Source organism: Kitasatospora sp. NPDC032121 (assembly GCF_055580145.1).
Genome location: NZ_JBVILX010000006.1, coordinates 363,431 through 382,693, shown reverse-complemented (window position 1 = coordinate 382,693; position 19,263 = coordinate 363,431). Strand labels below are relative to the sequence as shown.

Below are 19,263 nucleotides of genomic sequence, written 5' to 3'. Positions count from 1 at the left end.
GACACTCCCGTGATCGATTCTGCATGATCGATTAAGGTGAGGCTCACCTTACAACGCTTCACGACGTCGAGCGGCGCCGGGTGATCCCGGGTAATCCCGAGCGGCCCCCGGCCGACCCGGCCGGCCCTATCGCCCCACAGCCCGACGGTTCGCCCCCCACGGTCGAGCCAACCGAAGCTTGACGAATTTAGGTAAAGCTAACCTAAGATATTGCTTCGTGCTGAGAACCGACCCGCCGGCCTCCACAGCCCCGGCGACGCCTCGTTCTCCGGCGATCCGGCAGCCCCTGCTGCTGCTCGCCGGCGTGTGCGCGCTCGTGCTGTGTGCCGCCCTGAGCCTCGCTCTGGGCTCCCGCTCCATTCCGCTCTCCACCGTGGTCGACGCCCTCACCGGTGCCGCCCACGGCGGTGACGCCGATGTGGTGACGGGCCTTCGGGTCCCGCGCACCCTCATCGGGCTGGCGGTCGGGGCCGCGCTCGGCGTCGCCGGGGCGGTCGCCCAGGGCGTCACCCGCAACCCGCTGGCCTCCCCGGTCACCCTCGGCATCAACGCCGGCGCGAGCCTCTTCGTGGTCGCCGCGATCTACGCGCTGGACCTCGCCCGCCCGGTCGAGTACGTCTGGTTCGCCTTCGCCGGTGCCGCCGTCGCCGCCGTCGGCGCGTACGCGATGTCCCGGCGCGGCGGGGACCTCGACCCGGTCCGGCTGGCGCTCGGCGGCACCGTGCTCACCGTGGTGCTCACCTCCTGGACCTCCGCGCTGATGCTGGCCAGTCACCGCACCCTGGACGAGGCCCGGTTCTGGCTGGCCGGCTCGATCGCCGGTCGGCACCTTGACACCCTCGCCCCCGTCCTGCCCTTCCTCGCGCTCGGTCTGGTCGGCGCCCTCGCCATCGCTCCCGCGCTCAACGCGCTGGCGCTCGGCGACGAGACGGCGCAGGCCCTGGGCGTGCCGGTGGCCCGGATCCGGCTGGCCGGCGGGCTGGCCGTGGTCCTGCTCGCAGGCAGCGCCGTCGCCGTGGCCGGACCGGTCGCGTTCATCGGGCTGGCCGCACCGCACCTGGTCCGTCCGCTGCTCGGCAACGACCACCGCTGGCTGCTGCCCGGCTGTCTGATCACCGGTCCGCTGCTGCTGCTCGGCGCCGACGTGCTCGGCCGGCTGGTGGTACGGCCGTCCGAGATCGAGGTCGGCATCGTGACCGCCTTCCTCGGCGCGCCGCTGCTCGCGGTGCTGGCCCGGAAGGTGGCCAAGTGAGCGCGATCGCGCTGCCCGTCCGGGGCCTCGCCCGCCGCCGTGCCCGTACCGCCGCCTGGTCGCTGGTGGCCGCCGCCCTGCTGGTGCTGCTGACCGGGATCGCGCTCGGCACCGGCCAGGTCGGCATCCCCGCCTGGGACGCGCTGCGCGCGCTGGTCGGGCAGGGCGAGCCCGGGAACGTCCTGGTGGTGCAGCAGTTCCGCGCGCCCCGGGTGGTCTCGGCACTGATCGCGGGCGCCGGGCTGGCGGTGGCCGGCTCGATGCTCCAGCGGCTGTTCCGCAACCCGCTCGCCGCGCCCGACACCATCGGCATCACCGGCGGCGCGTCCTTCGGCGCGGTCCTGATGCTCGCCACCGGCGCCTCCCAGCAGCTGATCCCGCTGGCCGCGGTCGGCGGCGGTCTGCTCGCGGCGCTGTTGCTCGGCGGCTTCGCCTGGCGCTCCAAGATGGCCGTCACCCGGCTGGTGCTGGTCGGCCTGGCGGTCCAGCAGGGCCTGGCCGCCGCCGTGAACCTGATGATCGTACGGTTCCCGGCCGAGCTGGCCTCCTCCGCACTCCAGTGGACCACCGGCTCGCTCTACGGCCGCAACTGGACCGAGGTGTGGATCGGCGGCACCGCGATCGCGCTGACCACCCTCGCCCTGCTGCTCTGCCAGCAGCGGGTAGCGGTGCTCGACCTCGGCGACGACTCGGCCGGCGGCCTCGGTCTCAACCCGGCCCGGGACCGGCTCTGGCTGCTGCTGCTCACCATCACCCTGGCCTCACTGGCCGCCGCGCTCACCGGGCCGGTCGCCTTCGTCGCGCTCGCCGTCCCGCACCTGGTCCGGCTGCTCGCCGGGCCGCCCACCCTCGGCACGCTCGGCCTCACCGCGCTCACCGGCGCCGTGCTGCTGCTCTCCGCCGACCTCCTCGTGCTGCACGTGATCCCCGTCCACGGCCTGCCGGTCGGTGCCGTCACCGCCACCCTCGGCGCGCCCTGGCTCCTGGTGCTGATGATCCGCCAGGGCCGGCTTCCCCAGAGGAGCAGCTGATGACCTCCGTCGAGACGACTGCCGGGACGGGCCCGGCCGCACGTGCGGCTACCGGTGCGACCGCCGCTGCCGGTGCTGCCGCCGGTGATGCCCCCGGTGCCCCCGGTGCCGCCGCGAACCGGCTCGCCGCCCGGGGCCTCGGCCTGCGCTACGGCGACCGGACCATCGTGGACGGGCTCGACCTCGACCTGCCCGGCAACGCCGTCACCGCGATCGTCGGGCCGAACGCCTGCGGCAAGTCGACGCTGCTGCGCGGGCTGGTCCGGCTGCTCGACCCGGCCGCCGGGACGGTCACCCTGGACGGCGCCGACATTCACCGGATGCCCGCCCGGGCGCTCGCCAAGCGGATGGGCCTGCTGCCGCAGCAGCCCGTCACCCCGGAGGCCGTCACCGTCGAGGCGCTGGTGCGGCTCGGGCGCTACCCGCACCAGCGGATGCTCAGCCCGTGGTCCAAGGCGGACCAGGCGGCGGTCGAGGAGGCGCTGGAGCGCACCGGCACCGCCGAGCTGCGCGACCGTCAGGTGGACCGGCTCTCCGGCGGGCAGCGCCAGCGGGTCTGGATCGCGCTGGCGCTCGCCCAGGAGACCGACCTGCTGCTACTGGACGAGCCGACCACCTTCCTGGACCTGCGCCACCAGCTGGACGTCCTCGACCTGGTCGCCGACCTGCACGCCCAGGCCGGGCGCACCGTCGTGATGGTGCTGCACGACCTCGGGCAGGCCGCCCGGTACGCCGACCACCTGGTGGTGCTCAAGGACGGGCGGCTCGCCGCCGCCGGTCCGCCGTCGGAGGTGCTGACGGCGGAACTGGTGGAGGCCGTCTTCCAGGTGCCGTGCCGGGTCGTGCCCGACCCGGAGACCGGGACTCCGCTGGTCGTGCCGCGGGCGCGCGGACGCGGCGGCGCCACCGCGTCCGCCTCCTGAACCCGGGCTCCTGAGCTCCGCCTCGTGACCTGCGGCCGATGACCTCCGCCCTGCCGAACTGCCCCTTCCCGTCCCCCTCCCCGTCCCCCTGTTCGGGCCGACCGCCCGAACCGATCCAAGGAACCCCGATGAACCGCCGACTCCCCGTCGCCGTCCTCGCCGTCGCCCTCTCGACCACCCTGCTCGCCGCCTGCGGCAGCAACGGGGACGGCACCACGTCGGGCGGCGACTCCGCGTCGTCCGCGTCCTCCGCCTCGGCCGCGACCGCCGCCGGGTTCCCGCGCAGCGTCAAGCACGCCGCCGGAACGGCCCAGATCAAGAGCCAGCCCAAGCGCGTCGTGGTGCTGGACAGCGGCGAGCTGGACGACGTCACGCTGCTCGGCATCACGCCGGTCGGCGCGGTGTCCCCGCACATGAAGACCGAGGGCGGGTTCCCGAACTACCTCAAGGACAAGATCAAGGACACCAAGGACGTCGGCCCGATGAACGAGCCGAACCTGGAGCTGATCGCCTCCCTCAAGCCCGACCTGATCCTCTCCTCGAAGGTCCGCCACGCCAAGGTGTACGACCAACTGAACGCGATCGCCCCGACCGTGCTGGCCGAGACCACGGGCTTCCCGTGGAAGGAGAACCTCGCGCTGTACGCCCAGGCGCTCGGCCGGGAGGACGACGCGAAGAAGGCGCTGGCCGACTACGAGGCGCGGGCGAAGAAGCTCGGCGAGGAGATCAAGGCGAAGAACAACGGGACGATGCCGACGGCTTCGGTGGTCCGCTTCGTGGCCGGCCCGACCCGCCTGTACGCCAAGGCCTCCTACAGCGGCGTGGTGCTCAAGGACGTCGGCCTGGCCCGTCCGGCCTCGCAGGACGTGGAGCAGAACATCGTCGAGGTCAGCGCCGAGCAGATCAGCCAGGCCGACGCCGACCTGGTGTTCGTCACCACCGCCGACGACCCGAGCAAGACCAAGGAGAGCGAGGTCCAGCAGACCCCGGTCTGGCAGGGCCTGAACGCCGTCAAGAACAACAAGGTGTTCAACGTCCCGGACGAGACCTGGATGTCCGGCATCGGCGTCCAGGCCGCCGACGCGATGCTCGTCGACATCGCCAAGGCCGCGGGCGTGGACGTGCCGAAGTAACCGTCGACAGCCCGGGCGAACAGATGACAGCCGTCGGACGACCGATGACCGATGACAAATGACAGATTTCAGATGACGGGTTTCAGATAACAGATTTCGAAAGTTGTCAGCTGTCATCTGTTCGCCCTCCCGTCTCCGCCAGCCCCGAGGACCCTCCATGCGGCTCTACCTGCTCGCGCTCAACCCCACCGACTCCGTCACCTCCGGCTTCCTGCCCGCCGCCGCCCGGCTCGGGCTCGACGTCACCGTCCTGACCGACGGCGCCGAAGCCCACCGTCGGGCCTACGCCGAGCTCCCCTTCCCCGCACCCGAGGTCCTGGAGTGCGACGTCCGCGACTTCCGCGCCGTCATCAGCCTCGTCTCCCGCCGCGCCCTGGCCGCCCCGGAGCACGCGCCCGACGCGGTGTTCAGCAACAGCGACCACCTCCAGACCCAGACCGCGCTGGCCGCCGAGTACTTCGGCCTCCCGGCCAAGGGCTGGAAGGCCACGTTGCGAGCCAAGGACAAGGGCCAGTTGCGCCGCCACCTCACGCTGACCGGCCTGGACACCGTCCGGTCCGCCGAGCTGGCCCCCGGCCAGGACCCGGCCGAGCTGGACGTGCCGTTCCCCTGCGTGGTCAAGCCCCGCGAGGGGGTGGCCAGCGAGGACGTCACCCTGGTCGCCGACGCCGCCGAACTCGCCAAGCGCTGTGAGGAGATCCGGCTCCGCAGAGCCGGCGCCACCCTGGTGGTCGAGGAGTTCCTGGCCGGGCAGCTGTGCACCCTGGAGACCCTCGGCGACGGCCGGCGACGGCACGTCCTCGGCGGCTTCCGTACCCGGCTCTCCCCGCCGCCGGACTTCATCGAGGAGGTACTCACCTTCGTCCCGGCCCACCCGCAGCCGGTGGTCGACCAGATCATCGCCCAACTCGACGCGCTCGGCGTCGGTTTCGGCGCCTGCCACACCGAGTTCGTGCTCCAGCCGGACGGCCGGGCCCGCATCATCGAGGTCAACTACCGCGCCATCGGCGACCAGTGCGACCTGATGCTGGCCGAGATCCTCGACATCCCCCTGTTCGAACTCGTCCTCGGCGTCCACCTGGGCCGCGACCTGCCCGCCGACCTCACCGAGCGGTGCGCCGCCACCCCCCGCCGGGCCCGCAACGAGGTGGTCTGCGCCGACCGCGCCGGCGTCCTCACCGCCGCGCCCGGCCCGTACGACGAGGAGGGCGACGGTGTCCGGCTCGCCTACCGGCCCCTGCGCCCGCTCGGCGAGCGCCACGAGCACTACCGCACCAACCGCGACTACCTGGGCGTCGTCTGGGCGATCGGCGCCGACCAGGACGCGGTGGACGCAGCCGCCGCCCGCTTCCTCGCCGCCAACCGCTGGGAGATCACCCCATGACCGCCGGACAGTCGTCGACCGGTGCCGCACAGCGCTGGACCGCGGCCGAGCAGCTCACCCTGCGCGTGCTCTCCGCCCTGCTGCGTGAGGATGTCCTCGGCCTGCGCACCCTCGGCCGCGTCGAGGAGCGTGCCGACGGCCACTGGCTGACCGTCCCCGGGCTTCGACTGGCCCTGCCCGTACGACCGGAGGGCTTCCAGTGCGAGTACGCGGCCCGGCTGCCGCTGCTGGAGCTGGCCGGTCGGCGGATCACCGGCCCGGACGCCGTCGTGGCGGCGCTCGCCGAGTCGGCCGAGGCCGAGGACCGGCCCGGCTGGGCGGCCTTCGCCGAGGAGTGCCGGCAGACCCTCGCCACCATGGAGTTGCACGAGCGGGTCCGCCCCGAGGTGCACGACCGGCTCGTCGACCTGTACGGCGAGGACCCGGCCGACTGGACCGGCCCCGCCGCCGCCCTCGGCCACGACACCCTGGCCGCCTACCTCGACCACCCCGTCTACCCCACCGCGCGCGGCCGCTCCGGCCTCACCGAGCCACAACTGCGTTCCTACGCACCCGAGTTCCACTCCCCCTTCGAGCTGCGCTGGCTGGCCGTGCCGGCCGAGGCGCTGACCGTCCACGGCGGGCAGCCGCTGCCGAGCTGGTGGCCCACCCCGGCCTGGCTCGGCCTCGGCGACCGGTGCCCCGGCGAGGGCTGGGCCACCCTGCCGGTCCACCCGCTCACCGTCGGCGAACCCCTGGACGAGGCGCTGGCCGCCACCGGCCTGACCGGCCGCGCGGTGCTCGCCGAACGGCCGTACCTGACCGTCGTCCCGACCCTGTCCATGCGCACCGTCGCCGTCGCCGACGACCCCTCCTGCCACCTCAAGCTCCCGCTCGCCACCGCGACCCTGGGGCGCCTCAACCGCCGCACCATCAAGCCCGGCACACTGCTCGACGGCGCCGCCGGCCAACGGCTGATCGAGGCCGCACTGGCGCGCGAGCCGCGTTTCGCCGGCCGTATCCTGCACGCCGACGAGCAGTCCTGGGCGCATGCCGGACACGAGCTGCTGGCCGTGCTGCTGCGCCGCTACCCGGCCGGGCTGGAGCAGGCCGTCACCGTCCCGTTGGCCGCCCTGCTGGCCCCCGCGCCCGGCGGCCGCCTCGTCCTGGACCACCTCGCCGACCGCTACTACCGCGGTGACGTCCTCGCCTGCTACGACGCCCTGTTGGAGCTGCTGCTGGACTGGCAGGCCACACTGTTCGGCCACGGTGTCGCCCTGGAGTCGCACCAGCAGAACACCTCCCTGGTGATCGACCGGGACGGCCTGCGGCTGCTCTACAAGGACGACGACGGTCCGCGCGTGCACACCGCCCGGATGACCGCATCGCTGGGCGAACTCGCGCCCGCACGGGAGGAGTTCGACGACGCACGGATATTCGGCGAGGACGACCGGGCGCTCACCGACCTGTTCGCCACCATCACCGGCCACCTGTGCACCGGCGCCCTCGCCTTCGGTCTCGCCGACCACGGCCGGGCCGAACTCGCGGACACCCTGGCTCTGTTGCGCAAGCGTACGGCCGAGGCCGTGGAGCGGATCGGGCCGGCGGGCGCACCGCTGCGGGCCGCACTGCTGGACGCCGAGCGACTGCCGGTCAAGGCCATGGTCACCGCCGGGACACTGCTCAGCAAGCAGCGTTCGGGCGCCGCCGACATCAACAAGCACTACACCAGCGGGCCCAACTATCTGCGCGAACAGACCGGAGAGCCCCCGCACGACCGGCCGGGCGGCATCGTTCCGGACGGCGCTTCGAGCCTCGATCCGGACGGCGTTCCGGTCGGCGTTTCGGATGACCATCCGCACGACCACCTGGACGGCCACCCGCACAACCACCCGGTCGGTCTTCAGGAGAACGGACTTCAGGACGGACTTCAGGACGGCCTTCCGAACAGCCGGCGACGCACGGACGAGGCCGTCCGGTGACCGCGGAGACCCTGTCGCCGCGGTCGCAGCCCTCGGCCGACCGCTCCGGCGGGCTCGGCCGGCGCCAGGTGCACGCCGTCGCGGCCTGCTACTTCGTCGCCTCCTTCGCCGCGCTCGGCCTGCCGCCCTACCTGACCGCGATCCTGCCCTCGCTCGGCGACCCGCAGGCCCGCTGGGCCGGTGTGCTGTACATCGTCCCGACGGTGTTCAGCGCCCTCGGCGCGCCGCTGTGGGGCCGACTGGCCGACCGCTTCGGCCGCAAGCGGCTGCTGCTGCGCGCCCAACTCGGGCTCACCGTCTCCTTCCTGCTGGCCGGAGCCGCCGACAGCCTGACCACGTTCACCCTCGCACTGGTCCTCCAGGGCTTCCTCGGCGGCACCTTCGCCGCGACCAACGGCTACCTGGCCGCCGCGCTCGACGGCCCCCGGCTCTCCCGCGCCCTCACCCTGATGCAGGGCAGCGCGCGGGCCGCGCTGGTGGCCGCGCCGATCCTGGTCGGGGCGCTCTCCCCGTGGATCGACCCGCACCGCCAGTACCTGATGATGGCCGTGCTCCCGCTCGCCGCGGCGGTGTTCCTCTCGCTGCTGCCCGAGCCGGAGCGCCCCGAGGCCGTCCCGGCGACCGGCGGCCGCCCCGTCGAGCGGACCGCCACGGTGTCCCTACTGCCGCTCTACGCCTTCGAGTTCACCTTCGTCTTCGCGACGGTGATCTCCTTCCCGTACCTGATCGCCCTCGCCGAACAGCGCCTGCCCGGCGTGGACGGCACCACCACCGGGGTGCTGTTCGCCCTGCCGCACCTGTGCTACCTGGTGTTCGCCGCCCGCACCCACACCGTGTTCCACTCCCGCCCGCACGCCGGCATCGCGCTCGGCTTCGGCTTCGTCGCGCTCGGCCTGGCCGGGCACGCGGTGGCGTACTCGCTGCCCGTGTTCGTCGCCGTCCGGCTGCTGCTCGGGGCCGGGCTCACGCTGGGGCTGGTCTGCCTCGCCGTGCTCGCCGCCGGCGCCGCCCAAGGGCGCCCGCCCGGGCGGATGTTCGGCACCCTCGAACTGGTTTCCAAGGGTGGCGCCGTCGCCGCCGGCGCCGTCGCCGCGCTGGCCAACGGGCGGTTCGGCGCCGCCGCCCCCGTGGTGGCCGGAACCGCCGCCGCCCTGCTGGCCGCCGTCGCGGCCACCACCCTCACCCTCCCGTCCCTCCGCCAGCGCTGGAGTCGCCGATGACCCCCGAGCAGTCCCCCCACTCGCCCAGGACCGACGACCCCCGCGGCACCGACGGCCGGCCCTTCGAGTCCGGAAGCCGAACCGGCGCCACCGACGAACTGCCCACCGCCGACGAGGCGGTGGTCCACACCCTGCTGAACTGCCTGTTGCGCGAGGTCTCCGCGCCCGAGCACCAGACCGCCGCCGACGAGGGCCGTCTGCTGCTGCGCCTGCCGCGCCGCGGCGTGCTGCTGCGGGTCGCACTGCGCCGCACCTCGCTGCTCGGCGCGCATCGCTTCACCGGCCCGGTCGAGGCCGAACGCGACGGCGGCTGGGTCGAGTTGGACTGGCTGGAACTGGCCGAGCACGTCCGACACGAACTGGAGCTGCGTACCGGCACGGTGAACGAGGAGTTCCTCGACCAGGTCGCCTCCAGTCACCACGGCGTCCGCGAGGGCCTGGCGGGCCGACCGGCCGCCGGAACCGACCGCTACCTGGAGTCCGAGCAGGCGCTGCTGTTCGGCCACCGCTTCCACCCGGCCCCCAAGTCCCGCTCCGCCGCCCGCGGCGACTGGCGCAGCTACGCCCCCGAGTCCCGTGCCGCCTTCCCGCTGCACCACCTCGCCGTCCGGGCCGACCTGCTGGCCGAGGAGTCGCTGGACGGGAGCACGACCGCCCTGCTGGACGGGCTCGGCGAGGTACCGGACGGCTACCGGCTGCTGCCCGCCCACCCCTGGCAGTACCAACTCATCGGTGACCACCCGCTGTTGCGCGCCGCCCTGGCCCGTGGCGACGTCCTCGACCTGGGTCCGCGCGGCGAACGCTTCACCGCCACCGCCTCGGTGCGCACCCTGCACGGCGCCGACGCCTTCCTCAAGTTCAGCCTGAACGTCCGCATCACCAACTGCCTGCGCAAGAACGCCGCTTACGAGCTCACCGGAGCCGTCGCCCTCACCCGGCTGCTCGCCCCGGCCCTGGCCGACCTCGCCCGGCGCTTCCCCGACTCGGCCATGCTGCGCGAACCGGCCTTCCGTACCCTCGCACTGCCCGGCGCCGACGGCCACCCCGACCGGGCACTGTACGAGGGCTTCGGCCTGATCGTCCGGGAGGGCTTCGGCGGTGTGCTCCGGCCGGGCGTCACCCCGCTGCTGGCCGCCGCCGTCGCCGACGAGCACCCGACCAGCTCCGCGCACGTCTCCCGGCTGCCGGCGGGCGGTTCGGACGGCGCGGCGGCGCTCGGCTGGTGGCGGGACTACCTGCGGCTGCTCGTCCCGCCGGTCCTGGCCGCCTACTTCGAGCACGGCGTGGTGCTCGAACCGCACCTGCAGAACGTGCTGATCGGCGTGGACCCCACCGGGCACCCCGTCCAGGTGCTCTTCCGCGACCTGGAGGGCACCAAGCTCGTCCCCGAGCAGAACGGGGACGTCCTCGCCGCGCTGCCGCCCGAGGTGGCCGGCCCGATGACCTACGACGCGGAGCGCGGCTGGGACCGGGTGGTCTACTGCCTGCTGGTCAACCACGTCGCCGAACTGCTCGCCGCGCTCGCCGACCGCCACCCCGACCTGGAGTGCGCGCTCTGGCAGGCCGTCCGGGACAGCCTGGAGGAGTACGCCGCCGCACACGGCTGCCCGCCCCGGCTGCGCGCGCTGCTCGCCGGTGTCCCGCTGCCCGCCAAGGCGAACCTGCTGACCCGCTGGGAGCGCAAGGCCGACCGCGAGGCGGGCTACGTCCGACTGCCCTCCCCACTGGCCGGCTCCGTCCTCGCCGAGGCCGCCCGCATGCCCGCCCGGACGTCGGCCCGCGCGTCCGCCCACGCGCCCACCCACACGTCCGTCCGCCTTCCCGCCGGGAGCACCGCCCGATGACGAACCAGACCGTCCGGCCGACCCAGCCCCTCCGGGCGACCCAGCCCCTCCGGGCGACCGAGGCGGCCCGGCCGACCGAGGCCGTCCGCCGCTTCAGCGCCGACCTGGCGGCCGAAGAACTGCCCTCCTACGTCTACGACTTGGCGGCACTGCGGGAGCACGCCGCCGCCGTCCGGGCCGCGCTGCCCGAGCGGGTCGAGCTGTACTACGCCGCCAAGGCCAACCCGGAGGCACCGCTGCTGACCGCGCTGCGCGAATCGGTGGACGGCTACGAGGTGTCCAGCGGTGGGGAGTTGGACCACGTCCGGGCCGCCGTGCCGGGCGCACCGCTGGCCTTCGGCGGCCCGGGCAAGACCCCGGCCGAGATCACCTCGGCGGTTGAGGCCGGGGTGCACCGCTGGCACGTCGAGAGCGAACAGGAGCTGCATCGGCTGGCCGCCGTCCTCGCGGACCGGCCGGACACGGTCGTGGACGTGCTGCTGCGGGTCAACCTGGCGGTCGAGACGGAGGCGCTCGACGCTGTGCCGCTCGCGATGGGCGGACGTCCGACGCCGTTCGGCCTGGACCCAGACCGGGCCGAGGAGTGCGCCCGGCTGCTCACCGGGGACGGCCCGCTGGGGCGACAGCTGCGGCTGCGCGGCGTGCACGCCCACCTGGCCAGCGGGCTCGCGGCAGCGGAGCAGCTGTCGGTCGCAGCGCAGATCACCGGTTGGTCGGCCGCGCTGGCCGAGCGGCACGGCTTCCCGCTGACAGAGGTCAACATCGGCGGCGGGATGGCCGTGGACTACGCGGACCCGTCCGCCCGCTTCGACTGGACGGCCTTCGGCGAGGGCCTGGCCAAGCTGCTCGACGCCCACCCCGGGCTGACGCTGCGGATCGAGCCGGGCCGGGCACTGACCGCCTACTGCGGCTGGTACGCGACCGAGGTGCTGGACGTGAAGGCGAGCCACGGCGAGGACTTCGCCGTGGTCCGCGGCGGCACCCACCACCTGCGCACGCCGGCGACCCGGGGGCACTCCCAGCCCTTCGCGGTGCTCCCGGTGGACGCCTGGCCGCACCCGTGGCCGCGCCCGGCCGTCACCACCGGCCGTGCCACCCTGGCCGGGCAGCTCTGCACCCCGAAGGACGTCCTCGCGCGCGCCGCCGAGGGAGCCGACGGCCTGCGGGCGGGCGACCGCGTGCTGTTCGCGATGGCGGGCGCGTACGCCTGGAACATCTCGCACCACGAGTTCCTGATGCACCCTCGCCCTGGCTTCCACCACCTGGACGGCGACGGGCCGGGCGCGGTGGAGGAGTGACGGAGGAGCCGACGAAGGACCGCTGACGGATGACAGCTGACAGATTTCGAAATCTGTCAGCTGTCATCCGTCATCTGTCAGCGGTCAGCCGTCGGTCATCCGCTGTGATCTGTCGGCTGTTGTCCGTCGGCTGTTGTCCGTCGGCCGCCGATCGCCCGCGCCGCCCGCCACCTGTACCGCCGCCCCCTTCCGCCACCTGGACCGCCGCCGCCCCCTTACGCCGCTCGTGGGAGAGTGGTAGGCAGCGAAGGGAGCGCGAACGTGCTGATGGACAAGGTGGCGGAGATACTCGCCGAGGCATCGGCCGAGGCGGTGGAACCGCGCTTCCGGGCGCTGACCGCCGGCGAGGTGCTGGAGAAGGCCCCCGGCGAGATCGTGACGGTCGCCGACCGCGAGGCCGAGGCGATCATCGCCCGCCGCCTGCACGAGCTGCTCCCCGTGCCCGTGGTCGGCGAGGAGGCGGTCGCCGCCGATCCGTCGCTCGCCATGGCCCTGCACGACGAGCCCGCCGTCTGGCTGGTCGACCCGGTGGACGGCACCGCGAACTTCGTCGCCGGCAGACCCGAGTACGCCGTGATGTGCTCACTGGTCCGTTCCGGCCGGACCGTCGCCTCCTGGATCTGGCAGCCCGCCACCGCCACCGCCTACCGCGCCGAACTGGGCTCCGGCGCCTGGCGCGACGATGTGCGCCTGACCCGCCCCCCGGCGCCGAAGGACGTCGCGAAGCTGCGCGGCTCGGTGAAGAGCCGCTACCTCGACGCCGAGCACAGCCGTCGGCTCCAGGACAACATCGCGGCCTTCGGCGAGATCTCCTCCGGTCGGCACGCCGCCGGGATCGAGTACCCGGACGTCGTCGAGGGCCGCTCCGACTTCGTCCTCTACTGGCGCACCCTCCCCTGGGACCACGCCCCCGGCTCCCTCCTGGTCACCGAGGCCGGCGGTGTCTCCGCCCGCCCGGACGGCTCCCCCTACCGCCCGGAGGCCCCCGGCTGCGAGGACGCTCTCCTGGTCGCCGCCGACCCCGAGACCTGGGAACTCACCCACTCGATCCTGCTGGTCGGCTGAGCCCGCGGCCGCGCCCGCCCGGAACCGTTCCGGCCGCGCCCTGGACCCATTCCGGCGCGCCCCGTTCCGGCCCCGCGCAGCCGGACCGGCGTCTACCCCGCCCGCTCGCCCGCCACCGCGCGGCCGGCGTCCGCCACCTCCCGCAGCAGCGCGCCGACCTCCTCCACCGTGGTGTGGGGGTTCAGCAGCGTGAGCTTCAGCCGAACCCGGCCCGGGCCGTCGCCCGGCAGTTCGGTGCGGCCGACCACCGCCCGTCCGGTGCGCAGCAGCAGGCGCCGCAGCCGCCCGTTGACCTCGTCCAGCGCCGTCTCGTCCGTCATGCCGGGCGGCCGGTACCGGAAGAGCAGGACGGTGAGCACGGGCTCGGCGTGGAGTTCGAGCGCCGGGTCGGCGCGCACCGCGTCGGCGGTGGCGCGGGCGAGGTCGTGGCAGGCGTCGACCAGCCGGCCGAGTCCGTCGCGGCCGAGGGTGCGCAGGGTGACGGCGAGCTTGAAGGCGTCGGCCCGGCGGGTGGTGCGCAGCGAGCGGCCGAGCAGGCTGGGGTAGCCGGCCCGCTCGTCGTCGGCCGGATTGAGGTACTCGGCTCGGCGGGCGAGCGAGGCGTAGGTCTCGGCGCGGCGGACCAGGAAGATCCCGGCCGCGGCCGGCTGCCAGCCGAGCTTGTGCCAGTCGAGGGAGACCGAGTCGGCGCGGGCGAGGCCGTCGAGCAGCGGGGCGAGCCGGTCGGAGAGCAGCGCCCCGCCGCCGTACGCGGCGTCCACGTGCAGCCAGGCGCCGTGGCGGCGGGCGAGGTCGGCGGCGGCGTGCAGCGGGTCGACGGCTCCGGTGTCGGTGGTGCCGGCGGTGGCGACGACGGCGATCGGGGTCCGTCCGGCCCGGCCGGCCTCGGCCATCGCCCGCTCGAGTGCGTCCTCGCGCATCCGCAGCCTCCGGTCGACCGGGACGGGGATGACGGCCCGCTCGCCGAGTCCGAGCAGGGCGGCGGCGCGCTGGACGGAGAAGTGCGAGGCCTCGGAGGCGAGGATGCACGGCCGGACGCCGGTCGGGATGCCGTCCAACTCGACGATGCCGTCGAGCTTCTGGTCGCGCGCCAGCATGAGCCCCATGAGGTTGGACTCGGTGCCGCCGGAGGTGAGGACGCCGGCGGCGCGGTCCGGGTCGTAGCCGACCAGTCCGGCGATCTCGGCGAGCAGGGCGCTTTCCAGGGCGGTGGCGGCGGGGGCCTGGTCCCAGGAGTCCTGGGAGGGGTTGAGGGCGCTGACCGCGAGGTCCGCCGCGGTGGCGACGGCGAGCGGCGGGCAGTGCAGGTGCGCGGCGCAGGCCGGGTCGGCGGGGTCGGCGGCGGCGTGGGCGAGCAGTTCGGTGAGCCGGGCGAGCGCACCGGGTCCGTCGGCGGTGGCCAGCGCGTCGTCGACGAGTGCGGCGATCTCGGCCGGGCTGCCCTTCGGCAGCGGTCCGGAGCGTTTGGCGGTGCCGCGCTCCAGGGAGTCGAGGACGGTGGCCAGCAGCGGTCCGAGTGCGCCCGGCCCGGCCGCGCCGCCCGCCAGGGCGTCCGTCGCGACGCTGTCGTGGGGGAGCCCGACGGGGCCGGCTCCGGCCCCGGTCACCGCTTCCCCCGAACCGCCGACGCTCCCGCCGGACCGCCTGCCGAACCATGGACCACCGCGCCCGACGACCCACCGCCGGGCCCGCTCGCGGAAGCCGCCGCGATCGCCTCCGCCAGCCGCTCCAGTACCGCCGCCACCTGTTCGTCCGTGATGGTCAGCGGCGGGAGCAGCCGCAGCACCGCGTCGTGGCGTCCGCCGAGTTCGACGATCAGCCCCCGGGCCAGGCACGCCTCCCGGACCCGCACCGCGAGCGCCGGGTCGGCCGGCCGGGCGCCGCACGCGTCGGGCTCGGCCGCCGGGTCGACCAGTTCGACCCCGAGCATCAGCCCCCGTCCGCGAACGTCGCCGATCACCGGCAGGTCGGCCGCGAGTTCGCGCAGCCGGGCCGCCATCCGCTCGCCGACGGCGGCGGCCCGCTCGGCCAGCCCGTTCGCCGCGACGTGGCGCAGTGTCGCGGCCCCGGCGGCCATGGCGAGGGTGTTGCCGCGGAAGGTGCCGGTGTGGGCGCCGGGCCGCCAGCCGTCGTAGTCCTCGCGGTAGACGACGACGGCGAGCGGCAGGCTGCCGCCGATCGCCTTGGAGAGGACCATGGCGTCCGGGACGATGCCACTGTGCTCGATCGCCCACATCGCCCCGGTGCGGCCGACTCCGGTCTGCACCTCGTCGACGATCAGCGGGATGCCGCGCTCGGCGGTGATCCGGCGCATCGCGCGCAGCCACCCGTCGGGCGCGGGGACGACCCCGCCCTCGCCCTGGACGGCCTCCAGGATCATCGCGGCGGGCGCCACCACACCGCCCGACGGGTCGTCCAGCAGCCGCTCCACGTACGTCTCGGCGAGTTCGGCACCCGCCTCGCCGCCGACCCCGAACGGGCAGCGGTAACCGTACGGGTAGGGCAGCCGGGCGACCTCGCCGCCGCTCGGCAGCGGCTCCTTGACGGCGACGTTGCCGGTGAGCGCGAGGGCGCCGGCGGTCATGCCGTGGTAGGCGCCGGTGAAGGCGAGCGCACCGGAGCGGCCGGTGGCGGTCTGCATCAGCTTGAGGGCGGCCTCGACGGCGTCCGTCCCGGCCGGTCCGCAGAAGTGCACCCGGGCGCGGGCGGCGAACTCCACGGGCAGGCTCTCGAACAGCGCGCTGGTGAAGTCGTCCTTCTCCGCGGTGGCGAGGTCGAGCAGGTGCAACGGGGCGCCGCTGTCGAGGGTGCGGCGGATCGCCTCCAGCACCACCGGGTGGTTGTGGCCGAGGGCGAGCGTGCCGGCGCCGGAGAGGCAGTCCAGGTAGCGCCGTCCGTCGGCGCCCTCGACGGTCATGCCGTGGGCGCGGACCGGGACGATCGGGAAGGAGCGGGCGTAGGTTCTGGCGGCGGACTCGCGGACGCGCTGACGGCGCAGGATCGCTTCACCGGCGGCCGGGGTTCCGGAGGTGGCCTGGACGGGTACGGCAGCGAGCGACACGAGAAACCCCCAGGGGAAGTTAGGTAAGCCTAACTTTACTGGCCGTGACCTGGCGGAATGCCCCCGGGGCCCCAGAACCACCCGCGCGAGTGAACCTCCCCCGGTTCGCCCAACGAGCGCCGCGTGGAAAGGTCACGGCCCGGACCTCGACGCCCCTCCGACCGACGGTCCGGGTCCGGATACGGCCCCGAGCCCGGACTCGGGCTCAGGGCCGGGCTCGGGCTCGGGGCCGGGCTCGGGCTCAGGCTCGGGGCCGGGGCCGGGCTCGGGCTCAGGCTCGGGCTCTGACTTGGTGAACCGTCAGGCCCGGCTCCTCCACCGGTAGCAGAGCTCCGGCCGCCCGACGCTGCCGTACTGCGGCTCCCGCACCGCGCACCCGGTCTCCACCAGGTGCTCCAGGTAGCGCCGAGCGGTGATCCGCGAGACCCCGGCGGCGGCGCCGGCGGCCGCGGCCGAGAGTCCGGTGGCCGCTTCGCGCAGGACCGAGGCGACGGAGTCCAGGGTGGGCGCGCTCAGCCCCTTGGGCAGGGTGGTGCGCTCCGGCGTGCGGAGCAGCGCGAACGCCTGGTCGACCTCCTCCTGGCCGGTCGCCTCGCCGGTGCGCCCGAGGCTGTCGCGGTAGCGGGCGTAACGCTCCAGACGGTCGTGCAGGGCGGCCGCGCTGAACGGTTTCAGCAGGTACTGCACGACGCCCGCGGAGACGGCCTGCCGGACCATGGCGAGGTCACGGGCCGAGGTCACCGCGATGACGTCGGTGCTGTGACCGGCCGCGCGCAGGGTGCGGCAGAGCTGGAGCCCGTGGCCGTCCGGCAGGTAGAGATCGAGCAGGGTGAGGTCGACGGGCGTCCCGGCCGCGCGGGCCCGGTCCAGGAAGCGCAGCGCGTCGGCGCAGCTGTGGACCGTCCCCGCGGCGTGGAAGCCGGGCTCGCGCCGCACGTACAGGGTGTGCGCTGCGGCGGCCACCGGGTCGTCCTCGACCACCAGGACGGAGATCTCCTTCCCGGCGGGGGCGCCGATGCCGGTGTCGGCCGTGCTGTCGGCGGCGCCACTCATGCCAGGGCCCCTTCCTGCTCCCGACCGGCGGACCGGGCGGCCTGGTCGGCCCGGTCCGCGGACTCCTCCGATTCGCCCGCCGATCCTCCCGGCTCCCCCGGCTCCCCCGGCCGGCCGGCCAGCGGCAGCCGCACCGTGAGCACCGCACCGCGCTCCCGTCCGACCTCGACGGTGCCGCCGTTGCGCCGCGCGGTCTGGGCGACCAGCGCCAGCCCGAGCCCGTGCCCACGGCCGTCCTGCTTGGTGCTCCAGCCGCGCCGGAACACGTCCTCGACCGCGCCCGGGTCGATCCCCGCGCCGGTGTCGGCGACCCGCAGCAGCAGGCACGCGCCGGGCGCCCCCACGTCCCCGTCGTCGCCCCGGCCGTCGCTCCCGCGATCCCGACCGACGCCGTCCCGACTGCCACCGCCCCGACCGCCGCCATCCCGAACGCCGCAGTCCCGGCCGTCGGCGATCCGCGCCGTGACGGTGACCTCCGGCGGGACGGGGCTCTCGGCCGCTCCGGCGATCGCGGCGTCCACGGCGTTGTCGATGAGGTTGCCGAGCACGGTGATCAGGTCTCGTGCGGAGAGCCCGGGCGGCAGCACCCCGTCGTCGATCCGGCTGTCCTCGGTGAGGGTCAACTCCACGCCCCGTTCGGCGGCTTGGGCCGCCTTGCCGAGCAGCAGCGCGGCCAGCACCGGCTCGCTCACCGCCGCGACCACCCGGTCGGTGAGCTGCTGGGCGAGTTCGAGCTCGGCGGTCGCGAACTCCACCGCCTGCTCATGGCGACCCAGTTCGATCAGCGAGACCACGGCGTGCAGCCGGTTGGCGGCCTCGTGCGCCTGCGCGCCGAGCGCCTCGGTGAAGCCGCGCACCGAGTCCAATTCTCCGCTGAGTGCCTGGAGTTCGGTGTGGTCCCGGAGGGTGACCACCCGGCCGAGGCCGGTGCCCGCGCCGATGGTGGAGGTGTTCAGCACGACGACCCGCTCGGCCGTCAGGTGCACCTCGTCCCGGACCGGATCCTTCCCCAGCACGGCCGCGACCAACGCCTCCGGCAGGCCCAGCTCCACCACCGGACGTCCCTCCAAGTCACCCGCCAGTCCGAGCAGTTCACGGGCGGCGTCGTTGCACAGCACCACCCGGTGCGAGCAGTCGACCAGGACCAGCCCCTCGCGCACCGCGTGCAGGGTGGCCTGGTGGTACTCGTAGAGGTGGCTCAGCTCGTCCGGCCCCATCCCGTGGGTGTGCCGCCGCAGCCGGGAGTTGGCGAGGTAGGTGCCGACGCCACCGAGCGCGAGCGCGGCCACCGCCACCCCGACCAGGGCGAGCAGTGGACCGCTCAGCTGCGCGGAGATCGACTCCACCGTGAGGCCTGCGCTGACCAGCGCGACCACCCGGTGCTGGTCGTCCCAGACCGGGGTGACCACCCGGACGGACGGGCCGAGCGTTCCGGTGTACGTCTCGCTGCGGGTCTGCCCGGCGAGCGCCCAGTCGATGTGCCCGAGGTAGGTCCGGCCGATCTGCTCGGGCAGCGGGTGGGTCCAGCGCACGCCGTCGGTGTCCATGACGGTGATGAAGGAGACCCCGGTGTCGGCCCGCACCTGCTCGACGTACGGCTGGAGCACCGCGGTCGGGTCCGGGCCGCCGACGGCCGCACGGACGGACGGCGAGTCCGCGACGGCGTGCGCGACCGCGGTCACCTGGCGGCGGGCGGCGTCCTCGGTGCGGCCGGCGGTGAAGAGGTACGCGAGCATAGCGCCGCCGGCGACCACGGCGGCGACGATCACCACCTGGACGACGAACAGCTGCCCGGCCAGGCTGCGGACCAGCCGCCGGGGCCCGCGGCCCGTCGACCGGTGCGAACGGCGGCGCGGGGCGGTGGGGGCGGTGCGCTCGGACATGCCTGCCAGTGTGCACCACACTCCCGGACGACCCCAGGGCACGGCGACGGGCGGCCGCAGCCCACCCGTGCCCGCCCGGCCCGCACCGTTCACGGCCCGCGCCGTTCGCAGCCCGCACCGTTAGCGGCCCGCCGTTAGCGGCCGGGACATCCGGG

The 19,263-nt window shown here is 74.6% G+C and carries 14 protein-coding genes; 10 read left to right on the top strand and 4 right to left on the bottom strand.

The window, feature by feature from the left end; translation table 11 throughout:
• Positions 1 to 274: 274 nt before the first annotated feature.
• The 10 genes from ACZ5OX_RS19535 (at position 275) to ACZ5OX_RS19490 (ending at position 13,111) form a co-directional block, all read left to right on the top strand.
• On the top strand, positions 275 to 1,252 hold the full coding sequence (locus ACZ5OX_RS19535) for a FecCD family ABC transporter permease (protein ID WP_402400886.1): 978 nt from the start codon (positions 275 to 277) through the stop codon (positions 1,250 to 1,252).
• Positions 1,249 to 2,283 carry a FecCD family ABC transporter permease gene (locus tag ACZ5OX_RS19530; RefSeq protein WP_465631363.1) on the top strand — a complete coding sequence of 345 codons (1,035 nt, stop codon included), beginning with the start codon at positions 1,249 to 1,251 and terminating at the stop codon, positions 2,281 to 2,283. The genes ACZ5OX_RS19535 and ACZ5OX_RS19530 overlap by 4 nt, the downstream gene beginning before the upstream one ends.
• Positions 2,283 to 3,206, top strand: a complete 924-nt coding sequence (locus ACZ5OX_RS19525) for an ABC transporter ATP-binding protein (protein WP_465631361.1) — start codon at positions 2,283 to 2,285, stop codon at positions 3,204 to 3,206. The genes ACZ5OX_RS19530 and ACZ5OX_RS19525 overlap by 1 nt, the downstream gene beginning before the upstream one ends.
• Before the next feature lie 128 nt (positions 3,207 to 3,334).
• Positions 3,335 to 4,339: an ABC transporter substrate-binding protein gene (locus ACZ5OX_RS19520; protein WP_465631359.1), complete on the top strand. Its 1,005-nt coding sequence runs from the start codon at positions 3,335 to 3,337 to the stop codon at positions 4,337 to 4,339.
• A gap of 157 nt (positions 4,340 to 4,496) precedes the next feature.
• Positions 4,497 to 5,723, top strand: coding sequence for an ATP-grasp domain-containing protein (locus ACZ5OX_RS19515; RefSeq protein WP_465631357.1), 1,227 nt, complete (start codon positions 4,497 to 4,499; stop codon positions 5,721 to 5,723).
• Positions 5,720 to 7,684: an IucA/IucC family protein gene (locus ACZ5OX_RS19510; RefSeq protein WP_465631356.1), complete on the top strand. Its 1,965-nt coding sequence runs from the start codon at positions 5,720 to 5,722 to the stop codon at positions 7,682 to 7,684. Before ACZ5OX_RS19515 ends, ACZ5OX_RS19510 begins: the two co-directional genes overlap by 4 nt.
• Positions 7,681 to 8,904: an MFS transporter gene (locus tag ACZ5OX_RS19505; RefSeq protein ID WP_465631354.1), complete on the top strand. Its 1,224-nt coding sequence runs from the start codon at positions 7,681 to 7,683 to the stop codon at positions 8,902 to 8,904. The genes ACZ5OX_RS19510 and ACZ5OX_RS19505 overlap by 4 nt, the downstream gene beginning before the upstream one ends.
• Entirely contained in the window at positions 8,901 to 10,748 is a 1,848-nt protein-coding gene (locus tag ACZ5OX_RS19500; RefSeq protein WP_465631352.1) for an IucA/IucC family protein, read from the top strand. The genes ACZ5OX_RS19505 and ACZ5OX_RS19500 overlap by 4 nt, the downstream gene beginning before the upstream one ends.
• Positions 10,745 to 12,046 (top strand): type III PLP-dependent enzyme, encoded by a 1,302-nt coding sequence (locus tag ACZ5OX_RS19495; RefSeq protein WP_465631350.1) that lies wholly within the window; start codon positions 10,745 to 10,747, stop codon positions 12,044 to 12,046. Before ACZ5OX_RS19500 ends, ACZ5OX_RS19495 begins: the two co-directional genes overlap by 4 nt.
• A gap of 267 nt (positions 12,047 to 12,313) precedes the next feature.
• A complete protein-coding gene (locus tag ACZ5OX_RS19490; protein ID WP_465631414.1) occupies positions 12,314 to 13,111 on the top strand; it encodes an inositol monophosphatase family protein in 798 nt (265 codons plus the stop codon).
• A 92-nt stretch (positions 13,112 to 13,203) separates the two neighbouring features.
• Here ACZ5OX_RS19490 and ACZ5OX_RS19485 read toward each other — a convergent pair whose 3' ends face one another.
• From ACZ5OX_RS19485 to ACZ5OX_RS19470, 4 genes are all read right to left on the bottom strand, one after another.
• Entirely contained in the window at positions 13,204 to 14,718 is a 1,515-nt protein-coding gene (locus ACZ5OX_RS19485) for a pyridoxal phosphate-dependent decarboxylase family protein (RefSeq protein WP_465631348.1), read from the bottom strand.
• Positions 14,715 to 16,172, bottom strand: coding sequence for a diaminobutyrate--2-oxoglutarate transaminase (locus ACZ5OX_RS19480; RefSeq protein WP_465631346.1), 1,458 nt, complete (start codon positions 16,170 to 16,172; stop codon positions 14,715 to 14,717). Before ACZ5OX_RS19480 ends, ACZ5OX_RS19485 begins: the two co-directional genes overlap by 4 nt.
• A 300-nt stretch (positions 16,173 to 16,472) precedes the next feature.
• Positions 16,473 to 17,225 carry a response regulator gene (locus ACZ5OX_RS19475; protein WP_449791625.1) on the bottom strand — a complete coding sequence of 251 codons (753 nt, stop codon included), beginning with the start codon at positions 17,223 to 17,225 and terminating at the stop codon, positions 16,473 to 16,475.
• The gene (locus tag ACZ5OX_RS19470; RefSeq protein WP_465631344.1) at positions 17,222 to 19,108 is read right to left on the bottom strand and encodes an ATP-binding protein; all 1,887 of its coding nucleotides are present in this window, start codon (positions 19,106 to 19,108) and stop codon (positions 17,222 to 17,224) included. The genes ACZ5OX_RS19475 and ACZ5OX_RS19470 overlap by 4 nt, the downstream gene beginning before the upstream one ends.
• Between the last annotated feature and the right edge of the window lie 155 nt (positions 19,109 to 19,263).